28 protein-coding genes and 1 tRNA gene are annotated in these 25,383 nt (G+C 71.8%); 10 read left to right on the forward strand and 19 right to left on the reverse strand.

Annotated elements, in window-relative coordinates; genetic code table 11:
• The first annotated feature begins 61 nt into the window (after nucleotides 1-61).
• The 7 genes from ACIGA3_RS18285 (at nucleotide 62) to ACIGA3_RS18315 (ending at nucleotide 9,257) form a co-directional block, all read left to right on the forward strand.
• Entirely contained in the window at nucleotides 62-934 is an 873-nt protein-coding gene (locus tag ACIGA3_RS18285; protein WP_399716446.1) for a DUF2797 domain-containing protein, read from the forward strand.
• A gap of 72 nt (nucleotides 935-1,006) precedes the next feature.
• Entirely contained in the window at nucleotides 1,007-1,747 is a 741-nt protein-coding gene (locus ACIGA3_RS18290; RefSeq protein ID WP_389003445.1) for a response regulator transcription factor, read from the forward strand.
• Complete coding sequence (locus ACIGA3_RS18295) at nucleotides 1,744-3,354, forward strand: ATP-binding protein (RefSeq protein WP_399716449.1); 1,611 nt, start codon at nucleotides 1,744-1,746, stop codon at nucleotides 3,352-3,354. Before ACIGA3_RS18290 ends, ACIGA3_RS18295 begins: the two co-directional genes overlap by 4 nt.
• A gap of 14 nt (nucleotides 3,355-3,368) precedes the next feature.
• Nucleotides 3,369-4,685: a glycosyltransferase gene (locus ACIGA3_RS18300; RefSeq protein WP_399716452.1), complete on the forward strand. Its 1,317-nt coding sequence runs from the start codon at nucleotides 3,369-3,371 to the stop codon at nucleotides 4,683-4,685.
• Nucleotides 4,682-6,883 carry an ArnT family glycosyltransferase gene (locus ACIGA3_RS18305; RefSeq protein WP_399716455.1) on the forward strand — a complete coding sequence of 734 codons (2,202 nt, stop codon included), beginning with the start codon at nucleotides 4,682-4,684 and terminating at the stop codon, nucleotides 6,881-6,883. Before ACIGA3_RS18300 ends, ACIGA3_RS18305 begins: the two co-directional genes overlap by 4 nt.
• Nucleotides 6,884-6,938: 55 nt before the next feature.
• Nucleotides 6,939-8,387 carry an MFS transporter gene (locus ACIGA3_RS18310; RefSeq protein WP_399716458.1) on the forward strand — a complete coding sequence of 483 codons (1,449 nt, stop codon included), beginning with the start codon at nucleotides 6,939-6,941 and terminating at the stop codon, nucleotides 8,385-8,387.
• Nucleotides 8,388-8,477: 90 nt separating this feature from the next.
• Complete coding sequence (locus ACIGA3_RS18315; protein ID WP_399716680.1) at nucleotides 8,478-9,257, forward strand: TetR/AcrR family transcriptional regulator; 780 nt, start codon at nucleotides 8,478-8,480, stop codon at nucleotides 9,255-9,257.
• 35 nt (nucleotides 9,258-9,292) lie between these two features.
• On the opposite strand, the gene ACIGA3_RS18320 is transcribed toward ACIGA3_RS18315, so the two are convergent.
• The 4 genes from ACIGA3_RS18320 to ACIGA3_RS18335 all read right to left on the reverse strand — a co-directional run bounded on the left by ACIGA3_RS18320 (nucleotide 9,293) and on the right by ACIGA3_RS18335 (nucleotide 13,747).
• A complete protein-coding gene (locus tag ACIGA3_RS18320) occupies nucleotides 9,293-9,763 on the reverse strand; it encodes a PPOX class F420-dependent oxidoreductase (RefSeq protein WP_399716461.1) in 471 nt (156 codons plus the stop codon).
• A gap of 43 nt (nucleotides 9,764-9,806) precedes the next feature.
• Nucleotides 9,807-10,628 (reverse strand): YceI family protein, encoded by an 822-nt coding sequence (locus ACIGA3_RS18325; protein ID WP_399716464.1) that lies wholly within the window; start codon nucleotides 10,626-10,628, stop codon nucleotides 9,807-9,809.
• Nucleotides 10,629-10,719: 91 nt separating this feature from the next.
• On the reverse strand, nucleotides 10,720-13,242 hold the full coding sequence (locus ACIGA3_RS18330) for an MFS transporter (protein ID WP_399716467.1): 2,523 nt from the start codon (nucleotides 13,240-13,242) through the stop codon (nucleotides 10,720-10,722).
• Between the two features lie 13 nt (nucleotides 13,243-13,255).
• A complete protein-coding gene (locus tag ACIGA3_RS18335) occupies nucleotides 13,256-13,747 on the reverse strand; it encodes a MarR family winged helix-turn-helix transcriptional regulator (protein ID WP_399716470.1) in 492 nt (163 codons plus the stop codon).
• A gap of 205 nt (nucleotides 13,748-13,952) precedes the next feature.
• Here ACIGA3_RS18335 and ACIGA3_RS18340 point away from each other — a divergent pair, with 205 nt between their 5' ends.
• Complete coding sequence (locus tag ACIGA3_RS18340) at nucleotides 13,953-14,147, forward strand: hypothetical protein (protein WP_161150299.1); 195 nt, start codon at nucleotides 13,953-13,955, stop codon at nucleotides 14,145-14,147.
• Between the two features lie 155 nt (nucleotides 14,148-14,302).
• On the opposite strand, the gene ACIGA3_RS18345 is transcribed toward ACIGA3_RS18340, so the two are convergent.
• From ACIGA3_RS18345 to ACIGA3_RS18380, 8 genes are all read right to left on the reverse strand, one after another.
• A complete protein-coding gene (locus ACIGA3_RS18345) occupies nucleotides 14,303-15,262 on the reverse strand; it encodes an RNA polymerase sigma factor SigF (RefSeq protein ID WP_399716473.1) in 960 nt (319 codons plus the stop codon).
• Between the two features lie 311 nt (nucleotides 15,263-15,573).
• Nucleotides 15,574-16,425 (reverse strand): RNA polymerase sigma factor SigF, encoded by an 852-nt coding sequence (locus ACIGA3_RS18350; RefSeq protein WP_202494712.1) that lies wholly within the window; start codon nucleotides 16,423-16,425, stop codon nucleotides 15,574-15,576.
• Nucleotides 16,426-16,609: 184 nt separating this feature from the next.
• The gene (locus tag ACIGA3_RS18355) at nucleotides 16,610-16,903 is read right to left on the reverse strand and encodes a Dabb family protein (protein ID WP_399716476.1); all 294 of its coding nucleotides are present in this window, start codon (nucleotides 16,901-16,903) and stop codon (nucleotides 16,610-16,612) included.
• A gap of 29 nt (nucleotides 16,904-16,932) precedes the next feature.
• The gene (locus ACIGA3_RS18360; protein ID WP_399716479.1) at nucleotides 16,933-17,112 is read right to left on the reverse strand and encodes a hypothetical protein; all 180 of its coding nucleotides are present in this window, start codon (nucleotides 17,110-17,112) and stop codon (nucleotides 16,933-16,935) included.
• Nucleotides 17,113-17,272: 160 nt separating this feature from the next.
• A tRNA-Ser gene (locus tag ACIGA3_RS18365) sits at nucleotides 17,273-17,360 on the reverse strand.
• A 69-nt stretch (nucleotides 17,361-17,429) separates the two neighbouring features.
• Nucleotides 17,430-17,861 carry a tRNA adenosine(34) deaminase TadA gene (gene tadA, locus ACIGA3_RS18370; RefSeq protein ID WP_399716683.1) on the reverse strand — a complete coding sequence of 144 codons (432 nt, stop codon included), beginning with the start codon at nucleotides 17,859-17,861 and terminating at the stop codon, nucleotides 17,430-17,432.
• Nucleotides 17,862-17,920: 59 nt separating this feature from the next.
• Nucleotides 17,921-18,457 (reverse strand): hypothetical protein, encoded by a 537-nt coding sequence (locus ACIGA3_RS18375; RefSeq protein ID WP_399716685.1) that lies wholly within the window; start codon nucleotides 18,455-18,457, stop codon nucleotides 17,921-17,923.
• A gap of 353 nt (nucleotides 18,458-18,810) precedes the next feature.
• Nucleotides 18,811-19,035, reverse strand: a complete 225-nt coding sequence (locus ACIGA3_RS18380; RefSeq protein WP_399716482.1) for a hypothetical protein — start codon at nucleotides 19,033-19,035, stop codon at nucleotides 18,811-18,813.
• 96 nt (nucleotides 19,036-19,131) lie between these two features.
• On the opposite strand from ACIGA3_RS18380, the gene upp reads away from it, so the two are divergent.
• A complete protein-coding gene (gene upp, locus ACIGA3_RS18385) occupies nucleotides 19,132-19,767 on the forward strand; it encodes a uracil phosphoribosyltransferase (protein ID WP_399716485.1) in 636 nt (211 codons plus the stop codon).
• A 39-nt stretch (nucleotides 19,768-19,806) separates the two neighbouring features.
• Here upp and ACIGA3_RS18390 read toward each other — a convergent pair whose 3' ends face one another.
• Both ACIGA3_RS18390 and ACIGA3_RS18395 read right to left on the reverse strand, forming a co-directional pair.
• On the reverse strand, nucleotides 19,807-20,448 hold the full coding sequence (locus ACIGA3_RS18390) for a LytR C-terminal domain-containing protein (protein ID WP_399716487.1): 642 nt from the start codon (nucleotides 20,446-20,448) through the stop codon (nucleotides 19,807-19,809).
• A 132-nt stretch (nucleotides 20,449-20,580) separates the two neighbouring features.
• Entirely contained in the window at nucleotides 20,581-20,877 is a 297-nt protein-coding gene (locus ACIGA3_RS18395; RefSeq protein ID WP_003986294.1) for a type II toxin-antitoxin system VapB family antitoxin, read from the reverse strand.
• 131 nt (nucleotides 20,878-21,008) lie between these two features.
• On the opposite strand from ACIGA3_RS18395, the gene ACIGA3_RS18400 reads away from it, so the two are divergent.
• Nucleotides 21,009-22,571 carry a helicase HerA-like domain-containing protein gene (locus ACIGA3_RS18400; protein ID WP_399716491.1) on the forward strand — a complete coding sequence of 521 codons (1,563 nt, stop codon included), beginning with the start codon at nucleotides 21,009-21,011 and terminating at the stop codon, nucleotides 22,569-22,571.
• Nucleotides 22,572-22,589: 18 nt separating this feature from the next.
• On the opposite strand, the gene ACIGA3_RS18405 is transcribed toward ACIGA3_RS18400, so the two are convergent.
• The 5 genes from ACIGA3_RS18405 to ACIGA3_RS18425 form a co-directional block, all read right to left on the reverse strand.
• Entirely contained in the window at nucleotides 22,590-22,715 is a 126-nt protein-coding gene (locus ACIGA3_RS18405) for a hypothetical protein (protein WP_399716495.1), read from the reverse strand.
• Between the two features lie 54 nt (nucleotides 22,716-22,769).
• A complete protein-coding gene (locus tag ACIGA3_RS18410) occupies nucleotides 22,770-23,093 on the reverse strand; it encodes a hypothetical protein (RefSeq protein ID WP_399716498.1) in 324 nt (107 codons plus the stop codon).
• Between the two features lie 120 nt (nucleotides 23,094-23,213).
• Nucleotides 23,214-23,954 (reverse strand): HdeD family acid-resistance protein, encoded by a 741-nt coding sequence (locus ACIGA3_RS18415; protein WP_399716501.1) that lies wholly within the window; start codon nucleotides 23,952-23,954, stop codon nucleotides 23,214-23,216.
• 56 nt (nucleotides 23,955-24,010) lie between these two features.
• Nucleotides 24,011-24,610: an HhH-GPD-type base excision DNA repair protein gene (locus ACIGA3_RS18420; RefSeq protein ID WP_399716504.1), complete on the reverse strand. Its 600-nt coding sequence runs from the start codon at nucleotides 24,608-24,610 to the stop codon at nucleotides 24,011-24,013.
• 24 nt (nucleotides 24,611-24,634) lie between these two features.
• Nucleotides 24,635-25,357 (reverse strand): siderophore-interacting protein, encoded by a 723-nt coding sequence (locus tag ACIGA3_RS18425; protein ID WP_399716507.1) that lies wholly within the window; start codon nucleotides 25,355-25,357, stop codon nucleotides 24,635-24,637.
• Nucleotides 25,358-25,383 lie beyond the last annotated feature (26 nt).

The raw sequence follows: 25,383 nt of genomic DNA on the forward strand, positions 1-25,383 counted from the left end.
ACCGTACCGGCCCCCGCCGCCGGACGGGCGATGTCGGCGGCATCTCCTACCCTCACGAGTGATGGCAGCACAGAAGTGGACGTGTACGGGACTGCGCTGGTCCCCGGAGGGCCCCGCCCTGGTCTGGTCGGGCGGGCGGCGCAGCGCGCTGACGTGGGGAAAGCGGGTCGCTTTCGGCGTCCTCGATGACAAGGCCCGGCAGTGCGTGGGGGCGCGGGGGCACGCGTGCCCGACAAGAACGGCCGTGCCGGCGCGGAGTACCGGCGCCCGCTGCGAGGAGTGCGCCCGGCTGGACCGCGCGCACTCCGTGGCTGCCGACACGATCGCCGACGACCCCCGCCCGTACCGCGTCTACCTCGCCTGGTTCGGCCCCGGCCTGGTCAAGGTCGGCATCACCGGCGCCGAGCGCGGCTCCGCCCGGCTGCTGGAGCAGGGCGCTGTCTGTTTCAGCTGGCTCGGCACCGGCCCGCTGATGGCCGCCCGTCGCACCGAGGAACTGCTGCGGGCCGCGCTCGGCGTCCCGGACCGGATTCCGTACGCCGAGAAGCGGACCGTACGGGCCGCCCTCCCGGCCGATCCCCAGGAGCGGGCGGCAGAGGTGCTGGACCTGCACGCACGGGCCGTCTCCCTCGGTAACTGGCCCGAGTCCCTCGTCCCCGCGCCCTGCCAAGTGACGGATCATATGGGCGACTTCGGGCTCCCGCACGCCGAGCCCGCCACCGGCTCGGTGGTCGAGCTGGTGGCCGGAGGACGGATCGCGGGGGAACTCGTCGCCGCCGCCGGACCCGATCTGCACCTGGCCGTCGAAGGGCGGGGGGTACTGGTGCTCGACACCCGATTGCTCCCCGGCTGGGAGCTGACCCCGGCTCAGGCGGAAGCCGAAATCACCTTCCCCATCAAGGAGTTCGGAGCACGGCAGGACGGCCTTTTCTGACCCCGCCCGTTTCTCAGCCAAATCACAGACTCCCGAAAGTCTCCTCTCAGAGGCCGCGGACAAGGTCTCACCATGACCACGACCTCGCCCCAGGGGCGCACCGAACTGCTGAGGCCGGACGGGAGCCCCGTCCGCGTGCTGGTGGTGGACGACGAGCTGTCGATCACCGAACTGCTGAGCATGGCGCTGCGCTACGAGGGCTGGCGGATAAGGAGCGCGGGGGACGGGCAGGGCGCGCTGCGCGCGGCCCGTGAGTTCCGGCCCGACGTGGTGGTCCTGGACATGATGCTGCCGGACATGGACGGGCTGACCGTGCTGAGCCGGCTGCGCCGCGAACTGCCCGACGTACCCGTGCTGTTCCTGACCGCCAAGGACGCGGTGGAGGACCGTATCGCCGGGCTCACGGCCGGCGGGGACGACTACGTCACCAAGCCGTTCAGCCTGGAGGAGGTCGTGGCCCGGCTGCGCGGGCTGATCCGGCGCTCCGGCGCCACCGACCGGCGCCCGGACTCCGTGCTGGTCGTGGGCGACCTCAGCCTGGACGAGGACAGTCACGAGGTCTGGCGGGGCGAGGAGTCCATCCACCTGACCGCCACCGAGTTCGAGCTGCTCCGCTTCCTCATGCGCAACCCGCGCCGGGTGCTGAGCAAGGCGCAGATACTGGACCGGGTCTGGTCGTACGACTTCGGCGGGCAGGCGAACGTCGTGGAGCTGTACATCTCCTATCTGCGGCGGAAGATCGACGCGGGCCGCGAGCCGATGATCCACACCCGGCGGGGAGCGGGTTACCTGATCAAGCCCGCCGTGTCGTGAACACACGGCGTCCCCCCGGTCGCCCAGGCCGGGTCGGGAAGCCGCGCACCCTGCGGGCCCGGCTCGTCGTCGCGTCCGTGGCGCTGATCGCCGTGGTGTGCGCGGTGATCGGCACGGTGACCACGCTGGCCCTGCACGCGCATCTCTACGAGCAGTTGGACGGCAAGGTCACCGAGGTCGCCCGGCGTGCCGTCGGCCACCCGCGCCTGCTCCCCGGGCTGCCCGGCCTGGACACCGGTGCGACGACGGCCATCGACACCGCGACCCCCGCCGAGAAGGTCGCCGCGCTGCTCACCAAGGGCCCCGCCCAGAAGCGGACCGTCGCCGCGTACGTGCGCGACGGCGCGATCGTCTCCGCCGCCGTGTCCGAGGAGCAGAACGACGGGCGCGGCGTCTTCACCCCGATGCGCGCCACCCGGCTGACCGACGCCCAGTCCGACGCCCTCGCCGGTGTGCCGCAGGACGACGGCGCCCACACCGTGCGTCTGCCGGGCCTCGGCGACTACCTCGTCCGGTACGCGGAGAGCCGTGACAGCGCCGACCGCTACTACGTCGCCCTTCCCACCGCCGACATGGACGGCGTCGTCGACACCCTGGTGCTGGTCGAGGTCTGTGTCACCGTCGCCGGGCTGATCGCGGCGTCACTGGCCGGGACGGTCATCGTCGGCGTCGCCACCCGCCCCCTGCGCCGGGTCGCCCGCACCGCCACCCGGGTCTCCGAACTCCCCCTGCACTCCGGCGAGGTGAACCTCAGCGAGCGCGTTCCGGAGTCCGAGTGCGACCCGCACACCGAGGTCGGCCGGGTCGGCGCCGCGCTCAACCGCATGCTCGACCACGTCAACGGCGCCCTGCACGCCCGCCAGGAGAGCGAGACACGGGTCCGGCGCTTCGTCGCCGACGCCAGCCATGAACTGCGCACCCCGCTCGCCTCGATACGGGGCTACGCCGAGCTGACCCGGCGCGGCAGGGAGCAGGTCGGCCCGGACACCCGGCACGCGCTGGGCCGGATCGAGTCCGAGGCGGGCCGGATGACGCTGCTGGTGGAGGACCTGCTGCTGCTGGCCCGGCTGGACGCGGGCCGCCCGCTCCAGCTCGCCCGCACCGACCTGGTCCCGCTGGTCGTGGACAGCGTCAGCGACGCCCGCGCGGCCGGCCTGGACCACACCTGGCGGCTCGACCTGCCCGACGAACCGGCGCCGGTGACCGCCGACGCGGCCCGGCTCCAGCAGATCCTGGTCAACCTGCTGGGCAACGCCCGCAGCCACACCCCGCCGGGCACCACGGTGACCGCGCGGGTACGGCGGCAGGGCGACCGGATGTGCGTACAGGTCGAGGACGACGGTCCGGGCATCCCGGCCGCGCTGCTGCCGCACGTCTTCGAGCGGTTCGCGCGCGGCGACTCCGCCCGTACCCGCGCCACCGGCTCCACCGGGCTCGGCCTCGCCATCGTGCGGGCCGTCGTCACCGCGCACGGCGGCACCGTGGCCGTGGAGAGCGCACCGGGCCGGACCGTGTTCACCGTACGGCTGCCCGCGGCCGGGCCGGAGACGGCGCCGCACTCACAGCCGGGCCACAGCGTCACCACACGGGCACGACAGGGGAGTTGAGAAGAGTCGGTCCCATGCGAACCGACTCTTCTCCCGGCACCCTCCCGGCACGGGAGCACCTCCCGGTCACGGCCGCCGGCACCCCGGTGCTGGACGTGGTGGTCCCCGTCTACAACGAGGAGAAGGACCTGCGCCGGTGCGTGCTCAGACTGCGGGAGCACCTGGCACGCACCTTCCCCTACGCCTTCCGGGTCACGATCGCCGACAACGCCTCCACCGACGGCACCCCGCTCATCGCGGCCGAACTGGCCGCCCGGTACCCGGACGTGGCCAACTTCCGGCTGGAGCGCAAGGGCCGGGGACGCGCCCTGCGCACGGTGTGGTCCGCCTCCGACGCGCCGGTCCTCGCGTACATGGACGTCGACCTCTCCACCGACCTCAACGCCCTGCTCCCGCTGGTCGCCCCGCTGATCTCGGGCCACTCCGACCTGGCGATCGGCTCCCGGCTCAGCCGGACCTCCCGGGTGGTGCGCGGGCCGAAGCGGGAGTTCATCAGCCGGGCCTACAACCTGATCCTGCGCGGCTCGCTCCAGGCCCGGTTCTCCGACGCCCAGTGCGGCTTCAAGGCGATCCGGCGCGAGGTGGCCCAGGTGCTGCTGCCGCTGGTGGAGGACACCGGCTGGTTCTTCGACACCGAGATGCTGGTGCTGGCCGAGCGGGCGGGGCTGCGCATCCACGAGGTGCCGGTCGACTGGGTCGACGACCCGGACTCCACCGTGCGCATCGTGCGCACCGCGACCGACGACCTGAAGGGCGTATGGCGGGTGGGCCGGGCGCTGACCACCGGTTCGCTGCCGCTGGACCGGCTGGCACGGCCGTTCGGCGACGACCCGCGCGACCGCGAGATCACCGACGTACCGAAGGGGCTGGCCCGCCAGCTCGTCGGGTTCTGCGTGGTCGGCGGGCTCTCGACCCTGTTCTACCTGCTGCTCTACAGCGGTTTCCGGCAGTTCGGCGGTTCGCAGGCGGCCAACGCGCTCGCCCTGCTGCTCTCCGCGCTCGCCAACACGGCCGCCAACCGGCGCCTCACCTTCGGGGTGCGCGGCCGGGGCGGCGCGGTACGGCACCAGGCGCAGGGCCTGGTCGTCTTCGCCATCGGCCTCGCCCTGACCAGCGGTTCCCTGGCCGCCCTCAACGCGGCCACCACCAGCCCCGCGCACACCACCGAGATCGCGGTCCTCGTCGTCGCCAACCTCGCGGCGACCGTCCTGCGCTTCCTCCTCTTCCGCGCCTGGGTCTTCCCGGACCGCCCGGGCCCCGCGCCCGTACCCGGCCCGACCACTCCCGCCCACGCCGAACCCACCACCATCTCTACGGGGGACCCCCGATGACCACCCAGTACGACCAGCCCCCGCAGGTTGCCGAGACGCCACCCGCGCCGGAAACCCCGCTCGCGCACCGCCTCTGGCGCGGCCGCCCCGAGGACCCGGGCTGGGCCCGCCCCGCGTTCTGGGCGCTGCTCGCCGCCACCCTCGTGCTGTACCTCTACGACCTGAGCGCCTCCGGCTTCGCCAACTCCTTCTACTCGGCGGCCGTGCAGGCGGGCAGCACCTCCTGGAAAGCCTTCTTCTTCGGCTCGCTGGACGGCGGCAACGCCATCACCGTCGACAAGCCCTCGGCGTTCCTGTGGCCCATGGAGCTGTCGGTCCGGATCTTCGGCCTGAACTCCTGGGCGGTCCTGGTCCCCGAGGTCCTCATGGGCGTCGGCTCGGTGGCGGTCGTGTACGCGGCCGTACGGCGCCGGTTCAGCGCGGTGGCCGGACTGGTCGCGGGCGCGGTGCTGGCGCTGACCCCGGTGGCGGCGATGATGTTCCGGTTCAACAACCCGGACGCGATGCTGGCCCTGCTGATGGCACTGGCCTGCTACTTCACCGTCCGCGCGGTCGAGGACGGCCGCACCCGCTGGCTTCTCTGGGCGGGCGTCGCCATCGGCTTCGCCTTCCTCGCCAAGACCCTCCAGGCGTTCCTGATCCTGCCTCCGCTGGCGATCGTCTACGCGGTCTGCGCGCCGGTGCGGTTCGGCAGGCGGCTGGTCCAGCTCGGTCTGGCCACGCTCGCGCTGGTGGTGTCCGGCGGCTGGTGGGTCGCGGTGGTCGAGCTGTGGCCGGCCTCCTCCCGTCCGTACATCGGCGGCTCGCAGCACAACAGCTTCCTGGAGCTGACCTTCGGCTACAACGGCCTCGGCCGGATCAACGGTGACGAGACCGGCAGCGTCGGCGGCGGAGGCGGAGGTATGGGCGGCGGCGGCCGCTGGGGCTCGACCGGCTGGGACCGGATGTTCGGCGCCGAGGTCGGCGGCCAGGTCTCCTGGCTGCTCCCGGCCGCGCTGATCCTGCTGGTCGCGGGCCTGTGGGCCACCCGCAAGCTGGGCCGCACCTCGGTCACCCGCGCCTCGTTCCTGGTCTGGGGCGGCGCGCTGCTGATCAGCATGGTGGTCTTCAGCTACATGGCGGGCATCTTCCACCAGTACTACACGATCGCCCTCGCCCCGTACCTCGCCGCCGTCGTCGGCATGGGCGCCGGACTGCTGTGGGAGCGTCGCAAGGAGACGTGGGCCGGCTGGGCACTCGCGGCCGCCTCGGTGGCCTCGGCCGCCTGGGGGTACGTCCTGCTGGGCCGCACCTCCGACTATCTGCCCTGGCTGAAGTGGCTGGTGCTGGTCGGCGGTCTGCTGGCGGCGCTCGGCCTGCTCTTCCTCGGCCGCGCGCCCCGGAACCTGGCGCTCGGCGCGGCCGCGCTGGGCCTGGGCGCGGCGCTCGCCGGACCGACGGCGTACACCTTGAGCACGGTGAACTCCGCGCACACCGGCTCGATCCCGACGGCCGGACCTGCCGGGGCCAGCATGATGGGCTTCGGCGGCCGTCCGGGCGGCCGGGGTGAGGGCATGCGCGGAGGCTTCCCCGGCGGGATGCCGGGCGGGCAGAACCAGCGGGGCCAGGGGCAGACGCCGCCGGGCGGGGCGGGCGGCCAGGGCTTCCCCGGTGGGGGCTTCCCCGGCCAGGGCGGTCAGGGCAACGGCCAGAGCAAGGGCCAGGGCCGGCAGAACGGCGGCGGCTTCCCCGGCGGTCAGGGCTTTCCCGGCGGCACCGGCGAGACCGGCCGCATGGGCGGCGCCGGAGGCGCGGGCGGTCTGCTCAACGGCGCCAACGTCTCCGCCAAGGCCAAGAAGCTGCTCCTGGCGGACGCCGACTCCTACACCTGGGTCGCCGCCTCCACCGGCTCGCAGAACGCGGCAAGCTACCAACTCGCCACCAACAAGGCGGTGATGGCGATCGGCGGCTTCAACGGCACCGACCCCTCCCCGACCCTCGCCCAGTTCAAGCAGTACGTCGCCAAGGGGCAGATCCACTACTACATCGCCGGCGGTGGCATGGGCGGCGGCATGGGCCGCACCGGCGAAGGCCGCGATGGCATGGGCGGCGGCAGCGGCACGGCCTCCTCCATCAGCACCTGGGTGGAAGCCAACTTCAAGAAGGTGACGGTCGGTTCGGCCACCTTCTACGACCTGACCCAGCAGCAGACCGGCTGACCGGAAGCACCCTCGGCCGATAATGCTGTACACCGTATAGTGAAACCGCTATACGGTGTACAGCATGTCCGCTCCCGACGTCTCGGCACCACCGCTCCCGAAGGCCCCCCAGGGCCACCCCCGCCGCTGGCTGATCCTCGGCGTGATCTGCCTCGCCCAGCTCACCGTGCTGCTCGACAACACCGTGCTGAACGTGGCGATCCCCTCGCTCACCCACCGGCTGCACGCCGCCACCTCCGACATCCAGTGGATGATCAACGCGTACTCCCTGGTCCAGTCCGGCCTGCTGCTCACCGCGGGCAGCGCCGCCGACCGGTACGGCCGCAAGAAGATGCTGATCGCGGGCCTCGCCGTGTTCGGCCTCGGCTCGCTGGCGGCCGGACTCTCCACCACCACAGGTCAGTTGATCGCCGCCCGAGCGGGCATGGGCATCGGCGGCGCCCTGCTGCTGACCACCACGCTCGCGGTCGCCATGCAGATCTTCGCGCCCGAGGAGCAGCCGAAGGCGATCGGCATCTGGGCCGCGGTCAACTCGCTCGGCTTCGCGGCCGGCCCGCTGATCGGCGGCTTCGTGCTGGACCACTTCTGGTGGGGCGCGATCTTCCTGATCAACCTCCCGGTGGCCGCCCTCGGCCTGGTCGCCGTGGTGGCGCTCGTACCGGAGTCCAAGGCCACGCGAGCCGTCGGCTCCTCGGGCCTGCCTGCCCGCCCGGACCTGCTGGGCGCGCTGCTCTCCACGATCGGCATGACCGCCCTCGTCTTCGCGGTCATCTCCGGCCCGCACCACGGCTGGACCTCGGCCCGTGTGCTGGGCTCGGCGGCCGTGGCGGCGGTCGTGCTGGCCCTCTTCGCGTACTGGGAGAGCCGGGTCGAGGAGCCGATGCTCGACCTCCAGTTCTTCCGGGACCGCAGGTTCACCGGCGCGGTCGCGGGAGCGGTGCTCATCACCTTCGGGATGGGCGGCGCGCTGTTCCTGCTCACCCAGCACCTCCAACTCGTCCTCGGATACGGCCCGCTGGAGGCGGGAGCGCGCACCGCACCACTGGCGCTCACCGTGGTCCTGCTCAACTTCAGCGGGATCTCCTCGAAGTGGGCGGCCCGGCTGGGCACCCCGGTGGCCATCGCGCTGGGCATGGCACTGATGGCGGCCGGCCTGGTCTCCATCGCCGAACTGGCCTCCACCGGGTACGCCGGGACGCTGCTCGGTCTTGTGCTGATCGGCGCCGGGTGCGCGCTCGCCAACCCGGCCATGGCGCACGCCATCATGAGCGCCATCCCGCCGGAGAAGGCCGGGGTCGGCGCCGGGATCAACGGCACGCTCGCCGAGTTCGGCAACGGCCTCGGGGTGGCCGTGCTCGGCGCGGTCCTCAGCTCCTTCCTGGCCTCCGGCCGCACCCTGTCGGCCGGGCTCAGCGCCGGACAGCTGGTCGGCTCCGTCGCCGTACTGGCCGGTGGCCTGGTCGCGGCGGGGCTGCTCAAGCGGGCGCAGCGCGATGCCGCCTGAGCCGGGGTGGTTGAGCGGCTCGGACCTGGCAAGGTGTGCGGTGAGTGACGTGCTGCGGAGGGATGCGCCGATGGTGAGGGAAGCCCGGTGGTGAAGGAAGACCGCCCCAAGGAAGACCGCCCCAAGGAAGACCGCCCAACCCGCGGCAGCGTATGGCTGACCGGCAAGGAGCGGCGCGGCCGGGGCGGCCAGCCCTCGGGCCTGGACCGGGCCCGGATCACCGCCGTGTCCGTGGCGCTGCTGGACGCCGAGGGCCTGGACCGGTTCTCCATGCGCCGCCTGGCCGGCGAACTGAACGTGACCGCGATGTCCCTGTACTGGTACGTCGACACCAAGGACGACCTGCTCGAACTCGCCCTGGACGCCGCCTTCGGCGAGCTGCCGCTGCCCGACCCCGAGGACGAGTCGGCCGACTGGCGCGAGCAGCTGCGCACCCTGGCGACCGACTACCGGGCGATGATGGTCCGCCACCCCTGGCTGTCCCCGATCGCGGGCCGGTTCCTCAACATCGGCCCCAACTCCCTGGCGTTCTCAAGGGTGGTGCAGCAGGTGGTGGGCCGGGCCGGGCTGCCCGCGCACGGGGTGACGGGCGCGATCTCGGCCGTCTTCCAGTTCGTGTACGGCTACGGCACGATCGAGGGCCACTTCCACGCCCGGATCGCGGACACCGGGCTGAGCGCCGACGAGTACTTCCGGCAGTCCCTCACCGTCGCCTCCGAGGTGGCCGGGACCTCCGAGGTGCTGAAGGAGTCCTACGCGCTGATGGCCGCGCGCGGCGGTGACACGGTCGAGGAGATGCTCGACCGGGACTTCGCCTTCGCGCTGGACCTGCTGATCGCGGGCATCGAAGCGATGGTGGCCCGCGGCTGACCCCTGACGGGTCGGCCACGGGCCACCACACGTTCCTACGAGTCGGACGCCGGCCGCGCCGGAAACCCGCCCGTCGCCACCGGCCCCCACCGCTCCGGCGTGACCCGGATGATGGACTTGCCCTGTTCGGCCATGGCCGTGCGGTACTCGTCCCAGTCCGGGTGCTCACCGGCGATGTTCCGGTAGTACTCGACCAGCGGCTCGACGGAGTCCGGGGTGTCGAGCACCTCGGCGGTGCCGTCGATCTGGACCCAGGGGCCGTTCCACTCGTCGCTCAGCACGATCAGGCTGACCCGCTCGTCCCTCTTGGCGTTCCGCGTCTTGGCCCGCTCCGGATAGGTGGAGGCCACGATCCGGCCGGAGTCGTCCACCCCGCAGGTCAGCGGCGAGCCCTGTGGCCCGCCGTCGGAACGCCGGGTGAGCAGGATGGCGCGATGGCGGGGTCGTACGAAGTCCAGCAGTTCCGGCAGGGTCACTTTGGTGTTCGTAGCGATGTTGGGTGCCATGCGCCGAGCCTAGGACCCTCCCCGCCGGATCAGGGCGCCTGTGTCAGAGCGCGGGCAGCGCGTCGCCCTGGACCGCCTGGATGTCCAGCTCGATCCGCAGGGTGGTGCCGATGGCGGCGATACCGGCCTGGAGGACCTGGTTGTAGTTCATGGCGAAGTCGTCCCGGTGCAGCTCGGCCGTCGCGCGGAACGCGGCCCGCGTGCCGCCCCAGGGGTCGGCGCCGGTGCCGAGGTAGGCGAGGTCCAGGTCGACCGGGCGGACGATCCCGCGCATCGACAGCTCGCCGCGCACGGTCCAGCGGTCGGGTCCGGCCTGCGTCAGCCCGGCCGAGCGGTAGGTCAGCTCGGGGTACTTCTCCACGTCGAGGAAGTCGGCCGAGCGCAGGTGGGTGTCCCGCATCCCGTTGCCCGTGTCGATGGACGCGGCCCGGATGACCGCCTCCACGCGGGACTTGGTGATGTCGTCGGGCGCGATCTCGATGCTCCCGCCGAACTCGGTGAACCGGCCGCGCACGCTGGAGATGCCCAGGTGCTGCGCGACCGCGCCGACCGAGGAGTGCACGGGGTCGATGGTCCACGGGCCGGGCGGCGGCAGCTCGGTGCCGCCCTGCCGGGCCAGCGTGACCGCGCCGACCTCGGCCCGGCCGCTCGCGGTGACCAGCGCGCTGGAGGCGACGGGCGCGTACCCGACGGCGGTCACGATCACCGTGTACGCCCCCGGAGCCAGCACGGTGTCGTCGCGCACCGCGCCCTCGGTGTCCGCCTCGGCCCGCAGCACCTGCGTACCGGTCATGTCGGCCACCGTGACCACCGCGTGCGAGACGGCCCAGCCGTCACGGGTGCGGATTCTCGCGGTCAGTGCCATGGCGTTCTTCTCCCTACGCGGTTCGCGCGCGTCGATCAGGGGACCGGCCCGTGGCCCGCGTTCTCGGCGGGCCACGGGCCGGTCGGGTGAACTACTCGCCGGGGTGGGCGAGTTCGATGTCGTGGCCGTCCGTGCCGGTACCGGCGACGGTCAGCGCGGTGGCCACCGGCGGGTAACCCGTGGCGATCACGGTGTACTCGCCGCCGTCCAGGTCGGTGAAGGCGTACGCGCCGTCCGCACCGGTGGTGGCGGTGCCGGCCACGTTGCCCGCCTGGTCGACCAGCGTCACGCGGGCGTCGGCCAGCGGCCCGTGCGGGGCCCGGACGACACCGCTGAGCAGCGCGCCGGTGTCCAGGTCGACCTCCACGCGGGTGACCCCGGTGGTGGCGACCTCCACGGGCAGCGCACGCGGCCGGTAGCCGCTCGCGTTGACCGCGATCGTCACGGTGCCGGGCACCAGCTCGGTGAACCCGAACTCGCCCTGCTCGCCGGTCTGCGCGGCGGCCAGCAGATCACCGCGCACATCGGTGACGACGACCATCGCGTCCTTCACCGGCAGTGCGCTCCCGGCCGCCCGGACCACACCGGTCAGCCCGCTGGTGCCGCTGAGCAGGATGTCGTACGACAGCGGCTCCTCGCCCACCACGACGGTGGACGCCTGCGGCTGGAAGCCGTCGGCGGAGGCGATCAGCACGTACGAGCCGGTGCCCGGCGCGGCGAGCGCGTAGGAGCCGTCGGCCTGGGCGACCGCGCGGCCCAGCTGGCGTCCGGCCAGCGAGATCAGCGTGACCGCGGCCTGCGGGACCGGGGCGCTCTCGGCGCCGCGCACGAAGCCGTGCACCGGGGTGCCGCCGGCCGGACCGGACTCGGCGGCCGAGGCGACGGCCGTCATCTGCGGGGCGGCCGCGGTGGCCGTGCCGTCGGCCGAGGGGGCGCCCTCGGTGGTGGCGAAGGCCATGGCCGGGACCTGCTGGGCCTCGGCGACCGCGGGGGCGGCGGCCGGGTCGGTGACGGGGGCCGCGACCTCGGAGGACTGCGCGAGCGCGCCCTTCGTCTTCAGCGGGACCTCCTTGATGAACAGGGTGATCAGGAAGGCGACGGCGGCGAGGCAGCCCGCGATGAGGAAGACATCGCCGATGCCGTGGCCGTAGGCGCTCTCCAGCAGGTTCCGGATGGGTGCCGGGAGGCTGTCCATGTCCGGGATGGTGTCGGTCGAGCCGGACTTGGCCATCGCGGCCTGGTACTTCGGGCTCAGCTCGCCGATGCCGTCCGTGACGTAGTGCGTGATCCGGTGGGCCATCACCGCGCCGAGCGCCGAGACGCCCACCGCGCCGCCGAGGGAGCGGAAGAAGGTGACCGTGGAGCTGGCCGAGCCGAGGTCGGAGGGCGCCACCTGGTTCTGCGTGGCGAGCACCAGGTTCTGCATCATCATGCCGATGCCGAGACCCAGCAGGGCCATGAAGATGGCCATCTTCCAGTAGTCCGTGTCGTACCGGATGCCGCCCAGCAGGAGCAGTCCGGCGGTGACCAGGACGCCACCGCTGACCAGCCACGCCTTCCAGCGGCCGGTGCGGGTGATGAACTGACCCGAGACGGTCGAGGAGATGAACAGACCACCGATCATCGGGATGGTCAGGATGCCGGACATCGTCGGCGACTTGTCGCGGGCCAGCTGGAAGTACTGGCTGAAGAACACGGTGCCGCTGAACATGGCCACGCCGACGAACAGCGAGGCGAGCGACGCCAGCGTGATGGTGCGGTTCTTGAACAGGCGCAGCGGGATGATCGGCTCGCTCGCCTTGGCCTCGACGAGCACGAAGAGCGCGCCGAGCACGATCGAACCGGCGACCATCGCGTAGGTCTGCCAGGACACCCAGTCGTACTTGTCACCGGCGAAGGTGACCCAGACCAGCAGCAGCGAGACGGCGGCCGAGATCAGGGCGGCGCCGCCCCAGTCGACCTTGACCTCGCGCTTGACCACGGGCAGGTGCAGCGTCTTCTGCAGCACGATCAGCGCGATGACCGCGAAGGGCACACCGACGTAGAAGCACCAGCGCCAGCCCAGCCACGAGGTGTCGGTGATGACACCGCCGAGCAGCGGGCCGCCGACGGTGGCGACGGCGAAGGTCGCGCCGAGGTAGCCGGAGTAACGGCCGCGCTCGCGCGGGGAGATCATCGCCGCCATGACGATCTGCGCCAGGGCGGACAGACCGCCGACGCCGATGCCCTGCACCACACGGCAGGCGATCAGCATGCCGGGGTTCTGCGACAGACCGGCCGCCATCGAGCCGACGACGTAGATGACCAGGGCTATCTGGACGAGCGCCTTCTTGCTGTACAGGTCGGCGAGCTTGCCCCACAGGGGGGTGGCCGCCGTCATCGACAGCAGGGCCGCGGTGACGACCCAGGTGTAGGCGGACTGGCCGCCGCCGAGGTCGCCGATGATGTGCGGAAGGGCGTTGGAGACGATCGTGGACGACAGGATCGCCACGAACATGCCGAGCAGCAGCCCGGAAAGCGCCTCCATGATCTGCCGGTGGGTCATCGGGGCCTGCTCGGCCCCGCCCCCGTGCTTGGCATGAGCCCGCACACCGGATGGTGTGGTCGTTGCCATGAGCTTCCTTTACTTACGTGATCGCGGGTGTACGGGTTTCCTCGGACACGGGGGCGGCCGGTCTCGGCACGCCGGTGCGGCAGTCGCCGAACGACGCGCGCAGCCGGGTCATCAGCTGGATGAGCTGGGCGACCTCGTCGTCGGTCCAGTCGCTCAGCCGCTCGGCCAGCAGCCGGCTGGTGCGCAGCGACAGCTCCACGAGCTGGTCGTGGCCCGCGGGCGTCAGGCGCAGGATGCGCGAGCGTTTGTCCGCCGGGTCCGGCGACCGCTCGATCCAGCCGCGCGCGGCTGCGTGGGCGACATGCCTGCTGGTGACCGACATGTCGACGGCGAGCAGCTCGGCGAGCTTGCTCATGCGCATCTCCTCGTGACGGCCGAGCAGGGTCAGCACGGCGGCCGAACCGGCCGGGCAGTCGGGCGGGAGTATCCGCCCGATGTCGCGCTTCACGGCGCCGACGGCACTGAGCTGACGGGCCAGCTCCTCGAACTGCGCCTGCTCGGCCATCACACCTCCCGTATTCGTTGCTTTGGGCAACCATAGGGATGCTTGGTTGCTGTAGGCAAATAAATCGATGGGCGGCGGCGCAAAAACTTGGCAAAGGCAAGTATTGCGATCGTAAACGTGCAGGTGGGCGCGGGTGACCTGCCCGCCTCTGTCCCCATGGCCCCGCACTTGGGGTGGGCACCCGGATTCGCTAGTGTCTCGGCCCATGGCTAACACCCAGGGCCCCCAGGGCAATTACGACCCCGCAGGCAGCACTCAGATGTTCCGCGCGTTCGTCGACGAGACTCCCCCGGTTCGCCAGCAGGAGGCCGCTTCCTCCGGTCCCCGCGTCGGCCTGATCATCGGCGTCATCGTGGCCGTGGCCGTCGTCGCCGCTGTCGCCTGGCTCGCGCTGAAGTGACCCCCGGCTCCTTCCCGGAGCCCCATCCGGCGGGCGGTACCTGAACACGCTCGCCGCCTACGGGAGCCGTACGGCCCCCACGAAGCCCCGCGGCCCGCGTCCGCGCCGGAGCGCGTGACACGGGCCGGGCGGGCCTGCCGCTCGTCGGTCGTTCGTCAGTCCGAGACGAGACCCTCCCGCAGCTGGGACAGCGTGCGGGTGAGCAGCCGCGAGACGTGCATCTGCGAGATGCCGACCTCCTCGCCGATCTGCGACTGGGTCATGTTGGCGAAGAAGCGCAGCATGATGATCCGGCGCTCGCGCGGCGGCAGCTTGGCCAGCAGCGGCTTCAGCGACTCCCGGTACTCCACGCCCTCCAGCGCCGTGTCCTCGTAGCCGAGGCGGTCGGCCAGCGAGCCCTCGCCGCCGTCGTCCTCGGGGGCCGGGGAGTCCAGCGAGGAGGCGGTGTAGGCGTTGCCCACCGCCAGTCCGTCGACCACGTCCTCCTCGGAGACACCGAGCGCGACCGCCAGCTCCGGCACGGTCGGGGAGCGGTCGAGACGCTGGGACAGCTCGTCGCTGGCCTTGGTCAGCGCCAGGCGCAGCTCCTGGAGCCGGCGCGGCACCCGCACCGACCACGAGGTGTCGCGGAAGAAGCGCTTGATCTCGCCCACGACCGTCGGCATCGCGAACGTCGGGAACTCCACGCCCCGTTCGCAGTCGAAGCGGTCGATCGCCTTGATCAGCCCGATGGTGCCGACCTGGACGATGTCCTCCATCGGCTCGTTGCGCGAGCGGAAGCGAGCCGCCGCGTACCGCACGAGCGGGAGGTTCAGCTCGATCAGGGTGTCCCGGACGTAGCCCCGCTCGGGGCTGTCCTCACCGAGCGCGGCGAGCCGCAGGAACAGGGAGCGGGACAGTGTGCGGGTGTCGATGTCCCCCGAGGGCACCGGCAGCTGCGCTGCTTCCGCCGCGGGCGGTGCCGCGTCGGGCGCCGGTGCCGGGGCGGCGGGGGCGGGCGCGGCGTCGAGGGCCTCGGCGCCCTCGAATCCGTCGAGGACGTCGAGAGCGTCGAGCTTCTGCGGCGCTGCCACGGTCTTCGTGAGCACCTTCGAGCTGCCCTGTTCTGCGGACATGCCACCCCCTTTGGGTCGCGGGACGGTCGGCGCGCTGTCCTGATCGGACAGTGCGGCCTTCACCTGAATACCGGAGCCGAAGCCTCGGCAAACGCGCTTCCCGCAGAATGTCACATGTCGGCAACGCGCTGTAGTGACATGTCGACACGTGAGACGCCAAGAACCCCTGGCAGAACGGGGTCTGACGGTCTTTCGGCGCACAATTGCCGACACCGACCGCGCAGCGTGATTCGCTCCTGACGGTGATCATTCGATCCCGCATGCGAACGGCGTCTACCTGCTCTTTTCCGTTCCGTGCTCCCGTGCGCCGGTCATGCCTCGATCCGGTTGGCCGACCGCAGCCGCTGGAAGCTCCGGGCGAGCAGCCGGGACACATGCATCTGGGAGACACCGAGCTCGGCGCTGATCTGCGACTGGGTCAGGTTGCTGTAGTAGCGGAGCAGCAGGATGCGCTGCTCGCGCTCCGGGAGCTGGACGAGCAGGTGCCGGACCAGGTCGCGGTGTTCCACGCCGTCCAGCGCCGGGTCCTCGTAGCCGATCCGGTCCAGCAGTCCGGGCAGCCCGTCGCCCTCCTGCGCGGCCTCCAGGGAGGTGGCGTGGTACGAGCGTCCGGCCTCGATGCAGGACAGCACCTCCTCCTCGCTGATCCGCAGCCGCTCGGCGATCTCGGCGGTGGACGGCGATCTGCCGAGCGCGGTGGTCAGGTCCTCGGTGGCCCCGTTCACCTGCACCCACAGCTCGTGCAGCCGGCGCGGTACGTGCACGGTGCGGACGTTGTCCCGGAAGTACCGCTTGATCTCGCCGACCACGGTCGGCATGGCGAAGGTCGGGAACTGCACGCCCCGGTCGGGGTCGAAGCGGTCGATGGCGTTGATCAGCCCGATGGTGCCGACCTGGACCACGTCCTCCATCGGCTCGTTGCGGGAGCGGAAGCGGGCGGCGGCGTAGCGCACCAGCGGGAGGTTGGCCTCGATGAGCGCCCCACGCACGCGGTTGTGCTCCGGCGTGCCCGGCGTCAGGTTCTTCAGCTCGCCGAAGAGCACCTGGGTCAGGGCGCGGGTGTCGGCACCCCGGCGCTTCTCGGGAGGGGGTGTGGCGGAGGGCTCTGGGAGGGTCGCGGGCGCCTCCGCCTGGGGCGGCGCAGTACTGGCCGACACGGTCAACGCCACCTCTTCATCGGTCAATCATCCGTCAAAAGCGGTCATAGCATCACAAGACATGTGCACTGTGTGCAAGCACCGCATAACGCCGTGTTGGGCCTCAAACGACGCCAATGGATGGATCGGCACACCCGAAAAGCCCCCCGCCGTGGTGGCGGAGGGCTCGCTGTCCGGAGTGCGCTCCGGCTCAGAACTCGTAGTCGGCGATCACCCACGTGGCGAACTCCCGCCACAGGGCGACGCCCGCCTGATGGGCGGGGTGGTCCAGATAGCGCTGGAGGGCGCCGGTGTCCTCGACGGAGGAGTTGATGGCGAAGTCGTAGGCGATGGGGCGGTCGGTGACGTTCCAGCCGCACTCCCAGGAGCGCAGCTCCGCGATCTGGCCGCCGAGGGCGCGGAACGCCTCCACGCCCGCCTCGACGCGCGGATCGTCGCGCTCGACACCCTCGTCGAGCTTGAACAGGACCAGGTGCCGGATCATGCGACGTACCTCTTGCTCTTTCGGCCGGGTCAGTTCTTCGCGCCGTCCACGACCCAGGTCATGAAGTCCCCGATGGCCCCGGCGGCGTCCGATATGCCCTCGAAGGCTATCTGGACGTAGTCGGCCGCCTTGGCCGGGTCGGTGATGATCGCGTACATGGCGAAGACCACGAGCGCGAACACGACGATCTTCTTGGCGTTCACCGCCACCGCGGCCTCCCCTGTCTCTCTGACCCCACTGACCTGCCTGCGGCGGTGAGTGTAACCGTCACGGGCCTTGCTGCACCCAACAGGACGCACACGATTGTCAATTGGGGGCCGGAGCGGGGACGCACGAAGGGCCCCGTCCGAAGACGGGGCCCTTCTCAAGCGGTAGCGGAGGGATTTGAACCCTCGGTGACGGGTTACGCCACACTCGCTTTCGAGGCGAGCTCCTTCGGCCGCTCGGACACGCTACCGAGGGAGACCTTACAGCAAGGTGCCCCACCGGCAGAAATCGATGGGCCCGGGCCCTCTGAGCAGCCGTTTCAGCGGCCCCGGAAGAACTCCGTCAGCGGCCGGGCGCACTCCTCGGCGAGCACGCCCTCCACGACCTCCGGCCGATGGTTGAGCCGCCGGTCGCGTACGACGTCCCAGAGCGAGCCGGCCGCGCCCGCCTTGTCGTCACGGGCGCCGTAGACGACCCGTTCGACGCGGGACTGGACCAGCGCGCCCGCGCACATCGTGCACGGCTCCAGCGTCACCACGAGCGTGCAGCCGGTCAGCCGCCACTCGCCGAGCACGGCTGCGGCCCGGCGCAGCGCCAGCACCTCCGCGTGAGCGGTCGGATCGCCGGTGGCCTCGCGTTCGTTGTGCCCGGCGCCCAGCACGGTGGTGCCGTCCGGGCCGAGCACGACGGCGCCCACCGGGACGTCACCGCCGAGCGCGGCCCGCCCGGCCTCGGCCAGGGCGAGCCGCATCGCGGGATGCCAGGGGTCGCGTACCGGGTCCACGGTTCCTCGGGTCTCGTGCGGAGCGGTCAGCGGACGGTCTCCAGTACCTCCGAGGCGCCCAGCACCTCGGCGATCGTGCCCAGGGCGTCGTCGGCGTCCAGGGCACGCAGCTCCTTCTCGCCGATCCCGAGATCGCCGAGGATCTCGCGGTCGCCGACCGGGCTGTGCGGGACGGCGTCGGCGTCCGGGGACTCCTCGCCGTCGTCGTCCTCCTCGGACTCGCCGTCCTCGGTGCCGTCGAGGTCCAGGGCGTCCAGGTCGGGCCCGTCGTCGGCGCCGGGTTCGCGGCCCAGCAGCTCATCGGTGAGGAGCAGCTCCCCGTAGGCGCTGCGGGCGGCGGCTGCCGCGTCGGAGACATAGATACGGGGGTCCTCCTCCCCGTCCACCCGGACGACCCCGAACCAGGAGTCCTCCTGCTCGATCAGGACGAGCACCGTGTCCTCCTCCGGCGACGCCTCGCGGGCGAGGTCGGCCAGATCGGACAGGGTCTCCACATCGTCGAGCTCCGTGTCGCTCGCTTTCCACCCGTCTTCGGTGCGCGCGAGCAGTGCGGCGAAGTACACCGTGACTCTCCCACTGGTCATAGGTGTGCCGGTTGGGGGTCCCCCCGGCGGAGGTCCGGGCGGGAGGGAGCTGGTGCGCTCCGGGGTCCGCCCACTGGGAATCGTGGCAGAAACAAGTCGCTCGAGGGGCGTCTTCGGCTCCCCGTGTCCGGCTGTTTCGATCGTCCGTCGTCAGACGGCCGACCGTGGGTCCGTAAAGGGCTCACCAGCACACCCGTTGCCGCCACCTGCGGATCGTACGCGGCTGCGCCGGCGCCCACGCACGCCCGTCTCCGCGGCCGCGGGACGGGCGCCGATCATCCTCGCCGGGAGTTTCCCCGGTGCTTGCTGACAGGACCGTACGACGGCGGGGGCTACCAGCGGAACGTTCGCATGCGCATGGCGTGGCGCAGCCGGGCCGCCTTGGCGCGGCGCGGCTGGACCCGGTCGCGCAGCTGCCGGGCCTCGGCCAGATCGCGGAGGAACTGGGCCCGCCTGCGCCTGCGTTCGGCGTCCGTCTCGGGCCTCGGGGGCCTGAAGGGCCCGATCTCCCCGGTCGTCGCCGGGCCGGTCTTCGGCAGGTCTGGCAGGTCAGGCACGGTTTCACCACCCGGGTCGGTCTCCACCGCATTCCCCCGGACGGGCGGTTTGATGCCGACACGAGGCACGGGGCGGGCACGGTTACTGTTGAAGACATGCGTCTCCACGTCGTCGACCACCCTCTGGTCGCTCACAAGCTCACCACGCTGCGCGACCAGCGCACCGACTCCGCGACCTTCCGTCGTCTCGCCGACGAGCTGGTCACCCTGCTCGCCTACGAGGCCACGCGGGACGTGCGCACCGAGGTCGTCGACATCCAGACCCCGGTCGCGCGGACCACCGGCGTCAAGCTCGCCCGCCCGCGCCCGCTGGTGGTGCCGATCCTGCGCGCCGGCCTCGGCATGCTGGACGGCATGGTCCGGCTGCTGCCGACCGCCGAGGTGGGCTTCCTGGGCATGATCCGCAACGAGGAGACGCTCCAGGCGGAGACCTACGCCTCGCGGATGCCGGAGGACCTCTCCGGGCGCCAGGTGTACGTCCTGGACCCGATGCTGGCCACGGGCGGCACGCTGGTCGCGGCCATCCGCGAGCTGATCGGGCGCGGCGCCGACGACGTGACCGCCGTGGTCCTGCTGGCCTCCCCCGAGGGCGTGGAGGTCATGGAGCGCGAGCTGGCGGGCACCCCGGTCACCGTGGTCACGGCCGCGGTGGACGAGCGTCTGAACGAGCAGGGCTACATCGTCCCGGGCCTCGGCGACGCGGGCGACCGCCTGTACGGCTGCGCCGAATAACGGTGGTGAGCGGGGCCGCCCCGGCCGGGCGGCCCCGGTTCAGCAGGTCTTCTTCTTGGCCGTGGTGACCGCGGCCACCTGCTCGGGCGCGGTCAGCTTGGTCACCGCGCTGTCGGCCGCGGGCCGCTGGGCGAGGGTCTTGAACCTGTCCCCGATGACCAGGTCCAGCGCGGTGCCCTTGCGGGCGGCGTCGGTGCGGCGCTCGGCGTCGGTCAGCTGGGTGCTCAGCACCGGCAGCGTGGTGTCGAGGGCGCCGGCGGGACCGATGAGCATCCCGGTGCCCTTGACCTTCTTGTCGAACTGCTTGTCCGCGTTGCCCACGTCGCCGATCTTGAAGCCGCGCTTCTTCAGCTCGTCCGCCGTCTGCTTGGCGAGACCGGAGCGCGTGGTGGCGTTGTAGACGTTCACGGTGATCGTGCCGGGCTTGGGCAGGGCCTTGACCGGTGCGGCGGAGGCGACCTTGGCGGAGCAGTCCGCCGCGTGGCCGGACACCGAGCCGTCGCCGCCGGTGAAGACGTCGATGAGCTGCAGCGTGCCCCAGCCGGCGACGCCCAGCGCGGCCACGGAGGCCACGACGGCGGCGACGAGCCTGCCGCGTCGCCGGGGCGGGCGCATCCGAGGGTAGGTGTCCCCTGTGATCCGGTATTTGCCGCCCATGCCGGGGGGAGTCAGCATGCTCATGAGCGCAGCGTAGTGCGCCGAGGCCGCGATGCCTATTAGATGATCAGTCCATCCGGCGTAGCGGAACCCGAAAGGGGTAACAAGCGGGCCGTACGGGTCAGTCGGGCTTGCCCGAAGAGCGCGGCGGGCCGGTCAGCCCAGTTCGAGGACGCGGGCGTGCAGCACCTGGCGCTGCTGGAGCGCGGCGCGGACCGCGCGGTGCAGCCCGTCCTCCAGATAGAGGTCGCCCTGCCACTTCACGACATGGGCGAAGAGGTCGCCGTAGAACGTGGAGTCCTCGGCGAGCAGCGTCTCCAGGTCGAGCTGCTGCTTGGTGGTCACGAGCTGATCGAGGCGGACCGGGCGCGGCGCGACATCCGCCCACTGCCGGGTGCTCTCCCGGCCGTGGTCGGGGTACGGCCGGCCGTTTCCGATGCGCTTGAAGATCACACGGAAAGCCTACCGGCCCAGACGTTCCGGGCGCAGCCATGGCGGCGGAGTGCGACGCTGAAAAAGACACGGCAAAGCGGGCATTACGGGGACTACCGGCAGTGGTGGTCACCGGGACGAGGGGCCTTGAGATGAGCGACAGCGCGACCACGCCCGCCGCCGGCGGCTCCGGCCCGGCGCAACTGCCCGCCCCGGCCCGGGAGATCGCCGCCGGGTACGCCTTCACCGGCCCCGCGCTGGACCTCGGCGCGCTGCTGTGGGACGGGGTGTGCCACCCGGACGCACAGGTGCGGGTGCCGCTGCCGATGCTCAACCGGCACGGGCTGGTCGCGGGCGCCACCGGCACCGGCAAGACCAAGACGCTCCAGCTGATCGCGGAACAACTCTCCGCGCAGGGCGTCCCGGTGTTCCTCGCGGACGTCAAGGGCGACCTGTCCGGCATCGCGCGGCCGGGCCAGGGCGGGGACCGGGTGAGCACGCGGGCCGCCGAGACCGGGCAGCGCTGGTCGGCGCAAGGGTTCCCGGTGGAGTTCCTGGCGCTCGGCGGGATCGGCCACGGCATCCCGGTACGGGCCACGGTGACCAGCTTCGGGCCGGTGCTGCTGTCCAAGGTGCTGGGCCTGAACCGCACTCAGGAGCAGTCCCTCGGCCTGATCTTCCACTACGCCGACACCAAGGGCCTGGAGCTGATCGACCTCAAGGACCTGCGCGCGGTCGTCGCCTTCCTCACCTCCGACGAGGGCAGGCCCGAACTGAAGGGCATCGGCGGGCTGTCCACCGCCACGGCCGGGGTGATCCTGCGCTCGCTGACCGCGTTCGAGGCGCAGGGCATGACGGACTTCTTCGGCGAGCCCGAGTTCGACACCGCCGGCCTCCTGCGTCTCGCGCCGGACGGGCGGGGCCTGGTCTCCGTACTGGAGCTGCCCGCGGTGCAGGACAAGCCGCAGCTGTTCTCCACGTTCCTGATGTGGCTGCTGGCCGACCTCTTCCACGACCTGCCCGAGGTGGGGGACGTGGACAAGCCGAAGCTGGTGTTCTTCTTCGACGAGGCGCATCTGCTCTTCCACGACGCCTCGGCCGCGTTCCTGGACGCCATCACGCAGACCGTGCGGCTGATCCGGTCCAAGGGGGTCGGCGTCTTCTTCGTCACCCAGACCCCGAAGGACGTGCCCTCCGACGTCCTCGGCCAGCTCGGCAACCGTGTCCAGCACGCCCTGCGCGCCTTCACCCCGGACGACCAGAAGGCGCTGAAGGCGACTGTGAAGACCTTCCCCGACTCCCCGTACGACCTGGAGGAACTCCTCACCGGCCTCGGCACCGGCGAGGCCGTGATCACCGTGCTCAGCGAGAACGGCGCCCCCACCCCGGTCGCCGCCACCCGGCTGCGCGCGCCGGAGTCCCTGATGGGCCCGGTGGACGCGGGCGAGCTGGACCGCGCGGTACGGGAGTCCCCGCTCCACGAACGTTATGCACAGGCTGTGGACCGCGAGTCGGCGTACGAGAGGCTGGCGGGGGCCCAGACCCCTGCCGAGGCCCCCAAGGCCAAGCGGGAGAAGACGCCGGCCGAAGATCCCTCGCTGGTGGAACAGGTCGTCGGCAGCGGCATGTTCAGGTCGCTGGCCCGCTCGATCGGCAGCCAGCTCGGCCGGGAGATCACCCGGTCCCTGTTCGGCACGGCCCGGCGGAGGCGGTAGCCCGCCCCCGCCAGGGCATCAGCGGCGCTTCTCCTTCGGCGGCCGCTGCTGCTGGGCTGCTTCACTGTCCGGCCGGTGCGGCGCGTTGCGCCTGGCCTCCGCGCGCAACAGGGCGCGCAGGACCGCGTAAGGGTCGATGGGCATGGCTGTGGTCCTCCTGTGTCGAGCTGACAGAGCTGCGCCGACTGCTCGGCTCCGTCAGCAGCGCAGGACGACCGTGCGCAGGAGGGGTGCGGTGTACGGCGGCCGCGTCCGCTTCGTGCCCGGTGCCGTGCCGGGCGGGCCGGGCGCGGGGTCGGGCGGGGGAGCGGTGCGGTCGGGGGTGTCGGCGCGATGCCGGGCGCTCGCGCCGGGGCGGGCCGGGGTGGCGGGCAGGTCGTGCTCGCACTCCTGGACCGTGCTCGGCCCCCCTCCTGCCTGAGCCGGCGCCACATGGCCGCCGGGCACCGACAGGGCGAGCAGCAGCACGAGGACCCGGAACCAGAGGCGAACGCGCGAGGCGCGAGGACGTGCGGTGCTCACGCAGGTCATCTCCCCACCGGAACCCCCCGCTCCGCCTCCGGCCGCCCAGATCCGCTCGCTCGGCGTACGGGAGCGGCGGGAGGTTGACGAACGGAGGGAGCGGGGGGCGAGGGTGGGGAGTCAGACCGTCTGCGGAATCTCCTTGGCCCGGCTCTTGATCCGGATGGAGGTGATGATCTCGACGATGCCGACGACGATCAGCCACCAGCCGCCGACCAGGGTCAGCACGGCCACCGACTCGAAGGGGGAGTCGATCAGGACGATGCCGGCGATGAAGGTGACGACGCCGAGGAAGATGTGCCAGCCGCGGGCGGGCATGTTCTTGTCGGAGATGGCGGCCATGGTCTGGGTGACGCCCCGGATCAGCCAGCCGATGCCGATCCACAGGGCGAGCAGCAGGATCGACTGCATCGGCCCCCGGAAGCAGAGCAGCCCCAGCAGGATCGACAGACCGCCGCTGAGGAAGGCCAGCACCCGCAGCGAGGTCTTCCTGTGCGTGCCGAAGGCGGAGACGAGCTGGAAGATGCCGCTGACCAGGAGGTAGAGGCCGAACAGCACGCCTACCGCGACCAGCGTGGCCCCCGGCCAGACCAGCACCAGGATGCCGAGGATCAGTGACGCGATGCCGGTGAGCAGGACGACCTGCCAGGCCGCCTGGGACAGCGCGTGCAGCGGGCCCTCGAACGGCTCCTCGGGCTCGTGATGCGCCCGCTCGGCGCGCTCACGGTCCTTCTCCAGGCGGTGCGCGTCGGGGCCGGGGGCGGTACCGGGGGCGGTGCCGGGCGGCTGGGCCCGGCCCGCGCCGGTGTTCGGGTCGTACGGGCCGCCCTGCGTGGGGCCGCCGATGGGAGGCTCGGTCATGTTCCATGCTTGGACCGAACGGGGACATTCCGCCACTCGGGGGCACCCGACCGGTGCTACCCCTTCTTCGGCTGGGCCTTGGCAGCCTTGGCCGCCGCCTTCATCTCCTGCTTGTGCGCCCGCACCTTGACCAGCGACTCCGGGCCGGTGATGTCGGCGACGGAGCGGTACGACTTCGCCTCGCCGTACGCCCCGGCCGCCTCCCGCCACCCCTCGGGTGTGACCCCGAGCTGCTTGCCGAGCAGGGCGAGGAAGATCTGCGCCTTCTGCTTGCCGAAGCCGGGCAGCGCCTCCAGCCGCTTCAACAGCTCGGCGCCGCTGCCGGCGTCCCGCCAGACCGCCTCGGCGTCACCGTCGTAGTGCTCGACCAGGTACTGGCACAGGGTCTGCACCCGCTTGGCCATCGAGCCCGGATAGCGGTGCACGGCCGGCTTCTCGGAGAGCAGCGCGGCGAACTCCTCCGGGTCGCGGGTCGCGATGTCGTGCGCGTCCAGGTCGTCGGTGCCCATGCGGCGCGCGATGGTCTCCGGGCCCTTGAACGCCCATTCCATCGGGATCTGCTGGTCCAGCAGCATCCCGGTGAGCGCGGCGAGCGGGCTGCGGCCGAGCAGCGCGTCGGCCTCGGGGTCCTGGGCGAGGTGCAGGGTGACGTCCATGCGTCCATGATCCCGCGCGGGGAGTCAGTCCGCCCGCCAGTACCCCAGCGCGTGCACGCGCTGCTTGGGCACGTTCAGCTCCTTGCGGACGTACGAGCCGAGGGCGCGGGTTGTCGCGGTGTCGCAGGCGATCCACACGTACGGGTGCTCGGTGCCGGACAGGATCTCGGGCAGCTCGGCGCGGACCCGCTCGACCAGGTGCCTGCCCGCCTCCTGGCGCGGTACCTCGCGGATCTCGTGCCGCTCCGGGGCGGCGCCGGAGGGGAGCCCGTCGAGAGTGCCCTCGAACCAGACGGTCGCCGGGGCCGAACCCAGCTCCCTCAGCAGGGAGTTGATCGCGGGCAGCGAGGCGGTGTCACCGACCACCAGGACGTGCGAGGGGTCGGGGTCGGGGCGCTGGAAGCCGGTGCCCTGCACGGTCGCCTCGACGGTGTCGCCCTCCTTCGCCGCGCGGGCCCAGTCAGAGGCGCACCCCTCGTGCAGGGCGAACTCCAGGGCGAAGGTGCCGGTCTCGGGATCGGGGTCGACGAGCGTGTACGCGCGCTGGTGGGGGCGGCCGTCGTCGGAGAACCACAGGCGGACCCACATGGTGGGGTGCACCCCGGTCGCCGCGAGCAGTCCGCCGTCGGTCATCCGCAGCCGCCGGTAGTGCGGGGTGATGTCCTCGGTGCCGGTCACCGTGAACGTGAAGTCCTTCGCCCGCAGCAGCTTGAGTACCGCTCCCTCCCAGCCCCGACCCTGACCCATCGTGTCTCCGCCCCTCGCGTACGATT

This window comes from Streptomyces sp. NPDC085596 (genome assembly GCF_044541565.1).
GTDB lineage: Bacteria > Actinomycetota > Actinomycetes > Streptomycetales > Streptomycetaceae > Streptomyces.

What these genes read in the sequence shown, in the direction of transcription:
- ACIGA3_RS18420 (WP_399716504.1), bottom strand. Translation starts at nt 24,610, where the DNA reads ATGGACGTCACCCTGCACCTCGCCCAGGACCCCGAGGCCGACGCGCTG.
- ACIGA3_RS18400 (WP_399716491.1), top strand. Translation starts at nt 21,009, where the DNA reads ATGAGCGACAGCGCGACCACGCCCGCCGCCGGCGGCTCCGGCCCGGCG.
- ACIGA3_RS18290 (WP_389003445.1), top strand. Translation starts at nt 1,007, where the DNA reads ATGACCACGACCTCGCCCCAGGGGCGCACCGAACTGCTGAGGCCGGAC.
- ACIGA3_RS18390 (WP_399716487.1), bottom strand. Translation starts at nt 20,448, where the DNA reads ATGAGCATGCTGACTCCCCCCGGCATGGGCGGCAAATACCGGATCACA.
- ACIGA3_RS18330 (WP_399716467.1), bottom strand. Translation starts at nt 13,242, where the DNA reads ATGGCAACGACCACACCATCCGGTGTGCGGGCTCATGCCAAGCACGGG.
- tadA (WP_399716683.1), bottom strand. Translation starts at nt 17,861, where the DNA reads ATGCGGCTCGCCCTGGCCGAGGCCGGGCGGGCCGCGCTCGGCGGTGAC.
- ACIGA3_RS18355 (WP_399716476.1), bottom strand. Translation starts at nt 16,903, where the DNA reads ATGATCCGGCACCTGGTCCTGTTCAAGCTCGACGAGGGTGTCGAGCGC.
- ACIGA3_RS18325 (WP_399716464.1), bottom strand. Translation starts at nt 10,628, where the DNA reads ATGGCACTGACCGCGAGAATCCGCACCCGTGACGGCTGGGCCGTCTCG.
- ACIGA3_RS18300 (WP_399716452.1), top strand. Translation starts at nt 3,369, where the DNA reads ATGCGAACCGACTCTTCTCCCGGCACCCTCCCGGCACGGGAGCACCTC.
- ACIGA3_RS18415 (WP_399716501.1), bottom strand. Translation starts at nt 23,954, where the DNA reads ATGACCGAGCCTCCCATCGGCGGCCCCACGCAGGGCGGCCCGTACGAC.
- upp (WP_399716485.1), top strand. Translation starts at nt 19,132, where the DNA reads ATGCGTCTCCACGTCGTCGACCACCCTCTGGTCGCTCACAAGCTCACC.
- ACIGA3_RS18405 (WP_399716495.1), bottom strand. Translation starts at nt 22,715, where the DNA reads ATGCCCATCGACCCTTACGCGGTCCTGCGCGCCCTGTTGCGCGCGGAG.
- ACIGA3_RS18320 (WP_399716461.1), bottom strand. Translation starts at nt 9,763, where the DNA reads ATGGCACCCAACATCGCTACGAACACCAAAGTGACCCTGCCGGAACTG.
- ACIGA3_RS18340 (WP_161150299.1), top strand. Translation starts at nt 13,953, where the DNA reads ATGGCTAACACCCAGGGCCCCCAGGGCAATTACGACCCCGCAGGCAGC.
- ACIGA3_RS18425 (WP_399716507.1), bottom strand. Translation starts at nt 25,357, where the DNA reads ATGGGTCAGGGTCGGGGCTGGGAGGGAGCGGTACTCAAGCTGCTGCGG.
- ACIGA3_RS18305 (WP_399716455.1), top strand. Translation starts at nt 4,682, where the DNA reads ATGACCACCCAGTACGACCAGCCCCCGCAGGTTGCCGAGACGCCACCC.
- ACIGA3_RS18285 (WP_399716446.1), top strand. Translation starts at nt 62, where the DNA reads ATGGCAGCACAGAAGTGGACGTGTACGGGACTGCGCTGGTCCCCGGAG.
- ACIGA3_RS18335 (WP_399716470.1), bottom strand. Translation starts at nt 13,747, where the DNA reads ATGGCCGAGCAGGCGCAGTTCGAGGAGCTGGCCCGTCAGCTCAGTGCC.
- ACIGA3_RS18345 (WP_399716473.1), bottom strand. Translation starts at nt 15,262, where the DNA reads ATGTCCGCAGAACAGGGCAGCTCGAAGGTGCTCACGAAGACCGTGGCA.